This is a genomic window from Holophagales bacterium, from assembly GCA_016719485.1.
In the GTDB taxonomy this organism is placed as follows: domain Bacteria; phylum Acidobacteriota; class Thermoanaerobaculia; order UBA5066; family UBA5066; genus UBA5066.
Genome location: JADJZB010000002.1, coordinates 168,995 through 183,530, shown reverse-complemented (window position 1 = coordinate 183,530; position 14,536 = coordinate 168,995). Strand labels below are relative to the sequence as shown.

2 pseudogenes are annotated in these 14,536 nt (G+C 71.9%); both read right to left on the bottom strand.

Annotated elements, in window-relative coordinates:
• Nucleotides 1-10: 10 nt before the first annotated feature.
• Nucleotides 11-5,534 (bottom strand): annotated as a pseudogene (locus IPN03_00845) (ATP-grasp domain-containing protein).
• Between the two features lie 122 nt (nt 5,535-5,656).
• Nucleotides 5,657-14,526, bottom strand: a pseudogene (locus IPN03_00840) (SDR family NAD(P)-dependent oxidoreductase).
• Nucleotides 14,527-14,536: the final 10 nt, after the last annotated feature.

Here is a 14,536-nt window from a genome sequence, read left to right as displayed (position 1 = left end):
TGCAGGGTGCTCAGAGGCCGAGTCGTGTCCGCTCCTTCGCCATGCCCCTCTCGATCGCATCGACGAGGTAGGGCCTCAGCTGCGCCGCGGGAAGGATCCGGTCCAGAGAGCCGACGGCGAGCGCTCGCTGGACGCTGTGAATGCCGTCGAACTCGTCGGCCACCTGTCCCAGCTTCTCGGACCGGACCGACTTCACGAGGTCGGCGAGGCTCTTGCGGAGCTTGCGTTTCGCGGCATCCGGCGCGGTCGCGATCTCCTTCTCGAGAGCGACGACGCGCGGGTCCTTCTTCGTCCTCTGGTCGACCTCGCGCGCGAAGACGACGGCGGCCGCGGGGGCTCCCCCGATGACCGAGGCGTAGGTGCCCTCCAGCGCCGCGACCTCCATGTTGTCGTTCAGCGTCTTCGAGAAGACGACGAACGCGCCACCGTGGTACCGCGAGACGACGGTGAAGACGATGGGCCCCTGGAAGTTCGTGACGGCGCGCCCGATCTCGGCGCCGTACTCGAGCTGCACTTTCCGCATCGACTCGGGCGAGCCGTCGAAGCCGGAGAGGTTTGCGAGGACGACGAGCGGCCGGTTGCCGCTGGCCGCGTTGATGGCGCGCGCGATCTTCTTCGAGGCGAGCGGGAACAGCGTGCCCGACGTCCAGTTCTCGGGACCGTCCGTGGCCACGAACCCGATGCGCTTGACGGGGCGCGACTCGAAGCCGAGAAGGCAGACGGGCCAGCCCCCGATGTGGGCGTCCCAGACGACGCCGTTCTCGGCGTCGCGCATGCCGGCCCACCGCTCGAGCGGCGGATGGTCCTGGTCGGCCGCGGCGGCCATGACCTTGCGGATCTCGAAGGGGCGCTTGCGGCCGGGGTTCGTCGCGTCGGAGAAGATCTCGCCGACGAGGGTGAAGGCGTCGGGGTCGTCCCCGCCGTGGGGCGAGCGGCAGACGTCGCGGTCGATCGCGTCGGTCGAGACGGCGCGGCGCGGGAAGCGCTCGCCCGGCACGACGTAGGTGTGGTCGTAGTGCCTGAGGAGGATCCGGCAGGCGTCGGGGATGTCGCGGGCCCAGTACTGCGCCTGGCCGTTCGGTCCCATGACGCGCTCGTAGCCGCCGATGCCGAGGTTGTCCTCGGCCGAGACGGAGCCGGAGTAGTCGAGGGCGGTCTTTCCGGTAAGGACCATCGCCCCGTCCCGCGTCATGACGAGGATTCCCCTTCGTGTGCATGAGCATCGTCGCCTCGGCGTTCCAGTAGGGCTGGGCGCCGACGTTGATGCCGCAGACGATGACGTTCACCTCGTTGCCGGCCTGCGTGAACGTGATGAGGCGGCGCAGGACGCGGGAGATCCAGTCCATGTTCTCGGTGCCCGAGTCCATGGCGATCTTCGCGCCGGCCGAGAGCGCGAACCACTCGAGCGGGATCCGCATCTTCTCGGCGAGGTCGAGACCGGCGAGGATGCGGCGGCACTCCGGCTCGGCCAGCGAGCCCATCGCCCCCATCGGGTCACCGAGGAGGACGACGCGCGTCATCCCCTCCGGCACCTTCGCCGTGTGGCTGGTCAGAAGCCCGACGACGATGTTGGACCGGTTCTTCCCGAGGGGCCGGTCCACGGGGACGAGCTCGTCCTTCTCGTCGAGGTCCCACTCCGCGAACGTCCCGGCCGGGAAATCGGCGTGGGCGGCGTCTCTCGGGGGCGTGAGCATCCGCACGATCTCGTACGGGTACGTCAGGCCGCGCTGCCGGAGGCGCACGACCTTCTGCTCGTACTCGGAGAGCGTGCGCAGCGGGTTTCGGCTCGGCGGCGTGACGGAGACGGTGATGCCCGTGCGTCCCGCCTGCGCGACCGAGAAGACGACCTCCTTCAGGCCGCCCGGGGCCGCGGCGTCGGGGACGCGGGCCTGGATGGCGACCTTCTCCAGGCCGAGCCCCTCGGCCGCGGGCGCCACGTGGCGGGCGAAGGCGCGGACGACGGCGGCCCCGTGCGGGAACGGCGGCCAGACGTAGAGGAAGACGCGGTTCCACTGGAGGCGGTCCTCGGCCCTGCGGTGAGCCTGGAAGAGCCGGATCGCTTCGAACGCCTCGAGGAGCGTCCGCTCCATCTGCGGCAGGCTCACGAGGCGCCCGTGAGCGTCGTACGCCGGAGTCAGGTCCCGCACCTCGGCGAGGACGAAGAGCCGCTCGTCCTTCGGGTTCTCGCGGGCGACGCCGCGGAAGAGGTAGACGTCCTCGGCCGAGGGAAGCCGCTCGAGGTGGAATCCCTCGAGACGCCAGACGTCGAGCCTCTTGCCGATCATCGGGTGCATCCCGCGGTAGACCTCGTCCTCCGTGAACCCTCCCTCGCCGGGCCGCAAGGTGAAGTGCTGCATCCCGCCCATGCCGAGGCCGGCACCCGCCCCCGCGAGCCCGACCACGACCCTCGCGACGCGCGGCCCGAGCCCGACCGCGTCGATGACGGCCTTCACCTCCGCGGCCTTCGCGTCGGCGTCGCCGAGCGGACCGGGCCGCCAGGAGAAGACGTCGATGAGGACGTCGTGCTCGGAGGGAGAGGCGGCGAGGTGAGCCGCGACGTCCCGAAGGGCCGCTTCGAGGTCGGCCTCGAGAGCGTAGGTCGAGACGACGAGGTGCCTCGTTCCCTCGAAGGCGTACTCGGCGAGCCCGCCGGCCCGGCCCGCGAAGGATGCGGCGCGGAAGTTCTCCAGCGGCCGGAAGCGGTAGTAGCGCCTCGTGAGGACCTCGAGCATCGCCTCGCGGGTCGCCGCGCCCGCCGACTCGAAGCGGCCGAGATAGAGGCTCTGGAGGGGCTGCGGGCAGTCGACGAGCAGCCGGACCCGCTCCGCGCGCTCCGGCCCGTCGGGTCCGGCGACGAGGCTCGCCAGGACCTCGTCCATCTCGGCGTAGACCTTCTTCCGCGCGGCCTCGAAGGCGGGCTGGTCGAAGACCCGGTAGCGCAGGTCGCGCGCCACGTCGCCGAGCGCGGGCCAGCGGTTCTCCGAGACGCTCACGAGACGGTCGAGAAGCGAGCGGAACGCCGGCGAGCCCGACGATCCGCCCGCTTCGGCGGCGGCGAGCCGCCGCTCGAGAATCGCGAGGACCGGCTCGACCTGGTGCTCGGCCCTCTGCCGGGACTTCCAGATCCAGAGGAGCGCCTCCCTCTGGGAGGCGCTCTTCTTCGCCCCTTCGACGCCGTAGTGATCGACCGCGCGCGAGAGACGGCCCATGAAGCGGGCCGGCAGGTCCGGCGTCTGCGTGTCGTAGGTCCGCAGGTAGGTCAGCAGGTACTCGCCGGTCGAAACGGCCGCCACGCCCGACGGGTCCTCGGAGCCCGTCTGGCGGCGGAAGAGCGACGAGACGTCGGCGAAGACCCGTAGGATCCCCTCCTCCGCTTCCAGTACCGCGTCGTCGCCGGAGAGGGCCGGGGCCCTCTCGACGTAGGTCCGCGCCATGCGGCGGACGTCGCCGGGATCGACGTCGAACCCGAGAACGAGCCTGTGGATCTCGTCGAGAACGTCGAGAGCGCCAGCAGGGTCGCCCGAGTCCGCTGAGACCGGCTCCGCGGGCAGGGCGATCCGCTGCACCGTTCTCGGCTCCTCGTCCGCGGCCGAGGGGTCGATCTGGACGAGCGGCGTCCCGGGCCCGACCTGGACGTTCGGGACGACGAAGACGGTCCTCACCGTGCCGGCGAACGGCGCCGGGATCGGCATCTCCATCTTCATCGCCTCGAGGGTGGCGATGCGGCGCCCTTTCTCGACCCGCTCGCCCGGGGTGACGCCGATCGACACGACGACCGCCGGCGACGGCGCGCGAAGGATGCCGAGGTCGTCGCGCGAGAAGCGGTGCGGCACGCCATCGGCCTCGACGAGGTAGTCGAGCCCCTGGAGGACGCAGAGAATCCGGTAACGGGTCCCGCCCACGAGGAGCCATCGCTCGAAGCGGGAGAGGTGCTCGACGCGGACTTCGCTCCGCGCTCCGTCCATCTCGACGCGGTAGTCGTGGTGACCCAGCCGGAAGACCTTGAGCTGGTAGTTCTGCCCGCGGTGCCGGAACTCGATCGTGCGGCCGACCTCCTTGCGGATCTCGGGACGCATCCGGGCGGCCGACTCGTAGAACTGCTCTTCCTCCAGCCGTAGCTCGTCGTCGTAGGCCTCCACGGCCGCGGCGAGGAGCGCGACGCCGGCGTTGGGGCGGATGGCGTCGACGCGCTCCGCCGCCCAGCGCTCGAGCCAGCCGGTGTCGACCTGCGAACGCCTCACCTCGGGGCGATCGAGGAGCTCGAGGAGGAACGCCTTGTTCGTGGTGCCACCGTCGAGGACGACGGCGCTCTCCGAAAGGGCCCGGCGAAGCCTCGCGAGCGCCTCGCCCCGGTCGGTGCCGTGCGCGATCAGCTTCGCGATCATCGGGTCGAACTCGGGTGCGACCGAGTCCCCCTCCGTCACGCCGCGGTCGATCCTGAGGCCCGGACCGGTCGGGAGGCGGAAGTAGACGAACCTGCCCGGCGCGGGAGCGAAGCCGGCGTCGGGGTCCTCGGCGTTGAGCCGTACCTCGATGGCATGGCCCGAGGGGGGCGGCGGGTCGCCCACGAGGCGCCCGCCGCGGGCCACGTGGATCTGGAGCTTCACGAGGTCGAGTCCGGTCGTCACCTCCGTGACGGCGTGCTCGACCTGCAGGCGCGCGTTGACCTCGAGGAACGCGAACGTGACGCTCTTCGGGTCGAAGAGGAACTCGACGGTGCCGGCATTGCGGTAGCCGGCCGTTCGCGCGATCCGGAGCGCCGCGGCGCGCAGGTCGCGGTCCACGTCGGCCGGAAGCGTGGGGGCGGGAGACTCCTCGAGGACCTTCTGGTGCCGCCGCTGGATGGTGCAGTCGCGCACGCCGACGGCCCACGTCGTACCGTGCGCGTCCCCGAGGACCTGGACTTCCACGTGCCGCACGCCCTGCAGGAGCTTCTCGACGAAAACGGTCGCGTCGCCGAAGGCGCGGAGCGACTCGTTCCGGGCGCCCTCGAACGCCTCGGGCATCTCCTCGGCCCGGGTGACGAGGCGGATGCCGCGCCCTCCCCCGCCCGCGGCCGCCTTCACGAGCACCGGGTAGCCGAGGGCCTGGGCGGCGGAGGCCGCGTCGGCGACTCCGGCGACGGCCCGGCCGCTCCACGGGACGACGGGAACGCGCGCCTCCTCCGCCAGCCTCTTGGCGCTGATCTTGTCGCTGAGCCGGCGCATCGCGTCGGGGGGCGGACCGATGAAGACGATGCCCAGCCGTTCGCAGAGCTCGGCGAAGCCGGCGTGCTCGGAGACGAAGCCCCAGCCCGTCCAGACCGCGTCGGCCTTCGAGGCCGCCAGCGCAGCCTCGAGCCGCCGGTAGTCGAGGTAGGCCAGCTGCCTCTCGCCGTTGCGCGGATCTGTGACCGTGGCGGGTCCCAGCCCGAACGCTTCGTCGGCCTCCCGCACGAACATGGATTGCCGGTCGGGGTCGGTGTAGAGGGCGATCGTCCGGATGCGCGTGCCGCGCTCCTGGTTGAACTCGCGGACGGCGTTGATGAAGCGCATCGCGGCCTCGCCGCGGTTGACGATCGCCACGCGCTCGAACTCGGGGTGCATGTCTCCTCCAGATGGGGCGGCTTCGCGGGGCGGTCCTCGGACCGCCCCGCGAGGGGCACCAAAGGAACAGGTCAGGCCATCGCGGCGCGGAACGGCTCGAGCTGCGCGGCCGAGGCGGCCCCGGGGAGCTCGACGGTCCTGTAGCCGTCGACGACGAGGTAGACGTTGCCGTCGGCGTCCACGACCCGCGCGTCGAAGCTGCCGTTGGCGGAAGGGGACGGCGTCACGACCGCGTGGAGCCGCCCGCTGGCCGTTTCCGGCGGCCGGACGGACCGGACGCGCTCGACGCGGAGTGGCAGGCCCATCAGGCCTCGCGTCCCGAGCTCGAAGACACCCGCCGTCTGGAAGGCGAGCTCGATGAGCCGCGGGGCGACGAGGGTCGGCAGGCCCTCCGGGACGTGGTTCGGCGGGAGCGCGTCGGCGAGGAGTCCGACGACCCCCGAGCCGTTCTTCCAGGCGCTCTCGAGGACCTGGTAGGCCGGGCCGTGGAAGTAGACCGAGTAGATGTCGGCCGCCGCCAGCGGCGCACCGGGGTTCTCGAGCACGGCGGCGACCGCCTCGGGCGGGCGTCGCCGCGTTCGAGCCTCACGCGGGCCCGGAAGTGGACCGTCTCCTGCGGTTCGGCCTGCCCGGGAAGGGCCCGGCGCCCGACGAGGCGGCACTCGGCCTCGACGCCGTCCCCCGCGGGTCGCAGGATCGCTTCGATGCGGACGCTCCGCGGCTCGTCGCGGTAGAGCTTGAAGGGGGCGAGGAAGTCGACGTCCTCGACGGACGCGACGCGGAACCCGGGTACGAGAGCGGCGGCAGCCTCCGCGAAGGCCTCGATGCCCATGACGCCAGGCAGGACGGCCGTGCCGTCGATCCGATGGTCGAAGAGGAACGGCTGGACCTTGGGATCGAGCTCGGTCTCGACGGCGAGGCCGCCGTGCAGGAGGAAGGCCGAACGCCGGCCCGACATCGGGCCGGCGGCGACGATCGGCGCCACGGCCGGGTCCAGGCCGCCCGTCTCGTCCCACTCCTTCGCGAGGATGCCGAGCCGGAGCCCCTCGACGATCTCGCCCGCGAACGAGGACGAGACGAGCTCGCGGCGGATGATCGGGATTCCCGAAGCCGCCGGGAGGAAGTCGATGCCGGCCAGCTCCATCATCTTCGGGATCGAGCCGCGCGTCGCCATGCCGATGTCGCCCCAGGCGGTCCAGTCGAGCGCGATGCCGCGGGTGCCGGGACGCGTCGTCCGGAAGCTCGAGGAGAGCTTGCAGAGGAGGTCGTTGGCCGAGCTGTAGTCGGTCTGCCCGCCGTTGCCGAAACGGCCGGCGACGGAGCTGAACGCCACGGTGGCGCCGATCGGCGCGTCGCCGAGCGCGTTCAGGAGGTTGAAGAAACCGTCGGCCTTGACGTCGAAGACGAGGTCGAACTCCCGCGGTTCCTTGTCCTTCAGGAAACGGCTGATCTCGAGACCCGCGCCGTGGAGGAGGACGTCGACGCGCGGGCTCTTCGCGAGGATTTCCGCGCCGATCTCGCCGACGCGCGCGGCGTCACGAAGGTCGCCCGCGTACCAGTGGACGGTTCCGCCGGCCGCCTCGACGGCGCGGATCGCGACGAGGGCCGCCGCGAGCCGCTCGATGCGCGCGAGCTCCTTCTCGACGAGGGCGGGCGTGGCCCGCTCGCCCTTCGCCTTGAGGCGCTCGAAGATGTCGTGCTTGAGGCCGTCCTTGTCCGTCGTGAAGCGGGCGAGGTCGGGGTCGCTCGGGTCGGGCTCGGGGAGAAGGTCGAGGAGGTGGAAGGTGCCGCCGGACGCGGCGGCCAGGTCGGTCGTGATGGCCGAGACGATGCTCCCGGCCGCGCCGGTGACGACGAAGACGCTCTCGCGGCCGAGCGTCATCCCGGGCGTCCCGTCGAGGATCGGCAGCTCGCGCATTCCGACCGACGTGCGCAGGCCGTCGGCGTAGCCGACCTCGACGCAGCCCGGGTCGCGGAGCGCCTCCTCGATGAGGAGGTCGGCGACGACGGAGGGCGCGGCGTCGGGGCCGAAATCGACCGCCTTCACGGTCGCCTCCGGCTTCTCGCGCTTGAACGCCTTGGTGAAGCCGGTGACTGCGCCGCCGAGCGGGGCGACGGCCCCCGCGGCGTCGTAGCCGTGGCGGCCGCCGAGGCGCGTGGCAGAGACGAGGAAGGTGCCGGCGGCGCCGAGCATCTCGTAGACCGCCCGAGCCGTCGTGTAGAGGTTCTTTACCCGGATCCGGAGCGCCTCGCGGAACGCCGCGAGATCCATGGAACGAAGGTCGCCCTCGGCGTCGAGCGCCGGGAGCCAGAAGAGGCCGTGGGCCGGGCCGCCCGCGAGCCACTCGGCGATCCGCTCTGAGAGCGATTCGGCAGAGGCACCGTTCTCGAGCGTCAGGACGTCGACGCCTCGGGTGCGCAGTCTCTCGACGAGGGCCTCGGCGGCGCCACCGCGGTCGTACATGACCGCCACGCGACGCCCGCTATCGAGCGAGACGCCGGTTGCCTTGCAGTGAGGCAGCGCTGGCCTCAGGACCGACACGGCGACCCTTCTCGGGATCTTCCCGGCCTCGACGAAGCTGCCGGCGACGGCGGGGACGGAGAGGGCCCCATCGGTGACGTGCGCCGCGGCCGCCGCGGAGCCGGCGGCAGCCCCGGCGGCGCCGGCCCCGCGAACGAGATCGGGGCGATTGTCGTAGACGAAGCGTACGACGTGCGCGAGGGTCGGGTATTCGCGCAGCTTGCGGCTGTCGTCGCGCGGGATTCCCCACTCCTCGCGCACCGTGCTGAAGAGCTCGGCCTGCTTGACCGTGTCGACGCCGAGGTCGGCCTCGAGGTCCAGCTCGGGGTCGAGCATCTCGGCCGGATACCCGGTCTTCTCGGTCACGATCGCCAGGACGCGGGCGAGGACCGGGTCCTCGGTCGACGCTGCCGCCACGGACACGACGGGCGCACGAGCACCCACGGCCGCTGCCGAGGGCGCGACCGGCGCCGGGGCGCGTACGGCCGCAGGCGCCATGGGCGACGCCGCGGGTACCGCCGCCTCCGGCCTCGCGAGGTCGGGACGGTTGTCGTAGACGAAGCGAACGACGTGCGCGAGCGTCGGGTACTCGCGCAGCTTGCGGCTGTCGTCGCGCGGAATCCCCCACTCCTCGCGCACGGCGCTGAAGAGCTCGGCCTGCTTCACCGTGTCGACGCCGAGGTCCGCTTCGAGGTCCAGCTCCGGATCGAGCATCTCGGCCGGGTAGCCCGTCTTCTCCGTGACGATGGAAAGCACCCGCGCCAGGACCGGATCGGCCAGTGGCACGACGATCGCCGCGGGAGCGGCCTGCGCCGTGGATGCGGCTGCCGCGAGCGGGGCCGCAGCGAGGGACGGCGCTGGCGCAGCACCGGGAGCCGTACCCTGCTTCGGCAGGTCGGGACGGTTGTCGTAGACGAAGCGGACGACGTGCGCGAGCGTCGGATACTCGCGCAGCTTGCGGCTGTCGTCGCGGGGAATCCCCCACTCCTCGCGCACGGCGCTGAAGAGCTCCGCCTGCTTGACCGTGTCGACCCCGAGGTCGGCCTCGAGGTCGAGGTCGGGATCGAGCATCTCGGCTGGGTAGCCCGTCTTCTCGGTCACGATGGCGAGGACGCGCACCAGGACCGGGTCTCCCGTGGACGCGGCCGGAGAAGGCGAGGCCGGCGCGGCTGCGGCGACGGGGACGGCGCTCGCCGGCACCGCGGACGCCGTTTTCGCGAGGTCGGGTCGTCCGTCGTGCACGAACCGGATGACGTGGGCGAGGGTCGGGTACTCGCGCAGCTTGCGGCTGTCGTCGCGGGGAATGCCCCACTCCTCGCGCACGGCGCTGAAGAGCTCGGCCTGCTTGACGGTGTCGATGCCGAGGTCGGCCTCGAGGTCGAGGTCGAGGGCGAGCATCTCCGAGGCGTAGCCGGTCTTCTCCGCGACGATGGCCAGGACGCGCGTCTCGACGGGGTCCCGGTCCGGCGCAGCCGCCGGAACGGGTGCGACGACCTGCACGGCCGCCGGGACCGGAAATGCCAGGGACGCGAAGGAGGCGGGAGCGTTTGCCGGTGCGGCCGCCGGCGACATCGCAGGCACGGGAACCGCTGCGACGGGAGCCGGAGCCAGGGCACGAGCCGGAGCCGCCGGCGCGTCGAGCCTTTGCGAGGGGCGCGGGGGCGCACCGGCGTTCCTCACGCGGAAGGTCCGCTTCTCGACCTCCGTCTCGGGGGCGTCGTAGCCGCTGACGGCCGAGAGCCAGGCACGGAAACGGGCCGGGTCGTGAATCCGGTAGGCGAAGCCCAGCGCGTCGGGCGCGTGACGGCGTCCGTCCGGGGGCGGGACGCGCTCCATCAGGGTCATGGTGATCTGCGAGCCGAACCCCGCGCCGAGGCGCAGCGCGAAGTCGCAGTCGTAGCGGCCTCCCTTGGAGAGGTTGAGCACGCCCAGCTCGGGATCGACTTCCTTGAAGTTCGGGATCGGCGGGACGAGCCCCGTCTCGAGCATCTTGACGCCGACGACGTCCTCGATGCCGGTGGCCATCGCGTGCCCCGTGAAGCCCTTCGTGTTGGCCATGACGATGCTGTCGGCCGAGGCGCCGAAGACGCTCCGGAGGGCGAAGACCTCGGCCGAGGCGCTTCCGCCACGCGCCGGGGTGTAGGTCTCGTGGGAGACGAAGACGGTGTGCGGCGCGATGGCGTGGCGATCGACGCCCCACTTGCGCTCCGCGCCGGAGACGAGCGTCTCCATCACCTGGGCGATGTGGTTCACGTCGAGGCGCGTGCCGTGGAAAGCGCTGTTGCCGGCGACGGAGGAGAGGAGCCGGCAGATCGGGGTGACGCCGCGCTCGCGGGCGGCCTCGGCGCTCTCGACGACGAAAGCCGCGGCGCCCGCGCCGATCACCATGCCGTGACGGCGGCGGTCGAACGGAAGGGCCGCGTCCTCGACCTTCTCGTCGAGCGCGGCGGCGCCCGAGGCGACGAACCCGGCGCCGATCCACTCCATCATGTAGTCGGAGGTGGCGTTGTCGGACGAGAGGATGAGGACCCGGCGGCAGCGGCCGGCGCGGATCCAGTCCTCGGCGAGGCCGGCGGCGAACCCCATCGAGCCGCACGCGGTGTTGATCTGGGTGTTCGGGCCGCGCGCGCCGATCAGCTCGGCGAACTGCGAGTGGCCCATCGAGAGGATCCGGAAGAGGAAGCGGCGATCGAAGGTGTAGTGCTCCTTCTCGAGGAGCTCTCTCAATGCGGCGACCTTCTCGTCGACGTCGGCGAGGGCCTCCGGCGCGACGCCCCGCGCAGCGAGGGAGGTGCGGAGGGATTCCAGCTCCGCGAGGCGCTTGCGGCGCTCGTGGTCGATGTTGTAGCCCTTGACGCGCTCGGAGAACGAGTCGTATCCGGGGAATGCCGAGGCGAAGATGATCCCGGTGTCGTCCTGAAGGGCCTCGGGGAGGGCCCAGCGTTCGGGCAGCTTCGTGCCCTTCGTCGTCGTCTTGTAGCGCATCACGAGCGGGATTCCCGCGTCGCGCAGCGCGTCTATGCCCGCCCCGATGGCGAGCCGCGTCACGCTGTCCAGTGACGGGATCCGTTCGTCCGGAACGCCGAACTCCCCGGCGAGGTCGAGCTCCCCGATCCGCCCGGCGAGCTTGATGACCTCGTCGGTCGACGTGACCTCCTCGAACCGGCTCTCCCCGTGCTCGCTCTTGACGAGCCGGGTGATGTGCTTGGTCGCCATCGCCTCGAGGATCCGGTCGGGAAGCCGGCCGATGAGCTGGTCGCCGCGCAGGATCGCGGCGACGTTGTCGTCCGCGAACACCCGGGGCCGGCCCGGCAGGCCGAGCGAGGCGCCGGTCACGACGACCGGCTCCTCCGCCGGGGCGGGAGGGGCGGCCGGCGCCGGGACCGCTTCCCCGCGGTGGATCCTCATCCCCTTCTCGAGGAACTCGGCGAAGAGGAGGCCGAGGTCGCGGATCGAATCGCCGCTGCCGCCCGCGGCGAGGGCGGTGGAGACGAACGGGGCGGGTGACGTCGCGGCCATGGCCGGGGCGGGAGGCGCCGCGGGCGCGACGGCGGGAGAGGAGAGCGTCACGGACTCGAACCGCGGCGCCGGCGCGAGCTCGTGGACCGCCGGGTGCTCGAAGGCCGTGGCGGCCCCGAGGCCGGCGGCGTAGAAGCCGCAGACGGCCTGGTTGAAGGCGACGACGTCGCCGAGGCGCGGGTGGTTCGTGGCGAGGGAGACGACGTCGGGACGCTGCCCGAGGACGTCCTCCACGAAGCCCTGGAGCGCCCGCTTCGGGCCGACCTCGACGAAGACGCGCGCTCCCGCGTGGTAGAGCGCCTCGAGCCCCTGGACGAACTGGACGGGCGAGGCCACCTGCTGCGACAGGAGGTCGATGACCTTCCGGCGGACGTCGCCGTCCGTCGGGTAGAACGCTCCCGTGACGTTGGCGATGGCCGGGATCTTCGGCGCCTCGATGCGGAGACGTTCGAGAACGCGCGTGAACGGGGCGGTCGCGGGCTCGACGATCTTCGTGTGGAACGCGTGGCTGACGGGAATCAGCGAGGCCGTCACGCCGGCGCGGTGGAAGGCTTCGAGCGCGGTCTCGACGGCGGCGGTCGCCCCGCCGATGACCGCCTGGCCGTTGCTGTTGTAGTTCGCGACGACGACGTAGCCGCCGATCCCCTGGAGCGTCCGCTCGATCTCGGGAAGCGGCGCGAAGACCGCGGCCATCTTCCCGTTGTCGGCCACGGAGACGCGCGACATCTCGCGGCCGCGTGCGGCCACCGCCTCGAGGGCATCCTCGAACGGCAGGACGCCGGCCGCGACGAGGGCCCCGTACTCGCCGAGGCTGTGCCCCATCACCATGTCGGGAACGACGCCGTAGGCGCCGAGGAGCCGCGCGAGCGCGAGGTCGGTCGCGAGGACCGCCGGCTGCGTGATGGCGGTCTGCTTGAGCGCTTCCTCGGCCTCGGCCACCGCGCCGGCGTCCTTGCCGTCGACGAAGAGGTACGAGCTGAGCGTCCGGCCGAGGATCGGCTCCATCTTCCGGTCGGCCTGGGCGAACGTCTCTGCGACGACCGGCTCGATCTCGCGCAGGGCGCGCCCCATGTTCACGTACTGCGAGCCCTGCCCGGTGAACAGGAATGCGACCTTCGCCGCGGGACCGCTTCCCCGGAAGATCCCCTGGCCGCGGAGCGGGCGCCACGCCGCCGCCTTTCCGCCGGCGAGCGCCTTGAGCGCCTTCTCGATCTTGTCGGCGAGCTCGGTCGGGGTGCCGAAGTCGATCGCGACACGCTCCTCGGCCTTCAGCTCGTTCTCTCTCGGCGCGCCGGGCGCCGGGGCTTTCCCCGCGCGGGCGTCACGCTGGACGGCGGCGAGCTTCTCCGCGAGCTCCTTCTCGGTGGAGGCGCCGATCAGGACGGCTCCGCGCAGCGGCGCTTTCGGCGGCTCGGACGAGGTGACCCGCGGCCGCTCTGGCACGGAGACCTGGACGGGGCGCGACCCCTTCGTCAGCGCGCCGGGGATGTGCTCCTCGAGGACGACGTGGAAGTTCGTCCCGCCGAAGCCGAACGCCGAGAGGCCGGCGCGACGGACGCCGCAGGCCGGCTTCTCCCACGCGCGCAGCTCGGTGTTGACGTAGAAGGGCGACCGGGACCAGTCGAGGTTCGGGTTCGGCTTCTGGAAGTTGAGGCTCGGGGGGACGACCTTCGCCGCGAGGGCGAGCGTCGTCTTCAGGAAGCCGGCCGCGCCCGCACCGGCCTTCAGGTGGCCGATGTTCGACTTGACCGAGCCGAGCGGGATGGAGTGGACCGGGAGTCCCGCCGCGCCGAACGCGTCGATGAGCCCCTCGACCTCGACGACGTCTCCGACCTTCGTGGACGTGCCGTGCCCCTCGACGAGCGAGCAGGTCGCCGGGTCCAGGCCCGCGGTCGCCCAGCCGTGCCGGAGCGCGAAGCGCTGGCCGACCGGGTTCGGGGCGGTGATCCCCTTGCCGCGCCCGTCGCTCGAGCCGCCGATGCCGCGGATGACGGCGTAGATCCGGTCGCCGTCGCGCTCGGCGTCGGCGAGGCGCTTGAGGAGGAAGAACGCCGCCCCTTCGCCCATGACGAAGCCGTCGGCCCCGTCCGCGTAGGGGCGCGTCCCGGTCGCCGAGAGCGCGCCGATCTTGCAGAACTTCACGAAGCTCGTCGGACCCATGTTCCGGTCGAGGCCGCCGGTCAGGACGGTGTCGAAGTGGCCCGCGACGAGGCCGTCGACGGCCGCGCTCATCGCCGCGAGGGCGGAGGCGCAGGCGGCGTCGGTGACGTAGTTGGCGCCGTGGAAGTTGAAGAGGTTCGCGATCCGCCCGGCGATGCAGTTCGACAGCTCGCCCGGCATCGTGTCCTCGGTGACCGGGGGGAAGCGCCTGTCGATCTTCTCGCGGAACTCGGCGAGGGCGCGGGCGCGCTCGGCCGGCGGGAGGGCCGCGAAGTGGGCCGTTTCCCCGAGATCGGCCTCGAACTCGGCGTGCGCGATGTGGTGCGAGGTCTGGTAGTGCTTCTCGCCCCCCATCGCGTTCCCGAGGATGACCGCCGTCCGGTCGAGGTCGAGGGGCCGCGCGGGCCACCCGTAGTCGGCGAGCGTCTCGCGCGTGATCGCGATCGCCCACTTCTGCCCGTCGTCCATCCCCGCCTCGACGAGCGGCGGGATCGGAAGCTTCCACTTCACCGGCTCCCAGGGGAACTCGCGGACCCAGCCGCCGATCTTCGAGTAGGTCTTCAGGGGCGCTCTCGGATCGGGGTCGTAGTAGAGCGCGGGGTCCCAGCGTTTCGGGTCGACCTCGGAGATTCCGTAGACCCCCTTCGTCACGTTCTCCCAGAAGGACGTGGCGGTGGGCGCGCCGGGCATGATCGCGCCGACGCCGACGACGGCGACCGCGCGGTGGGACGTGTCATCCATTGATTCGTCC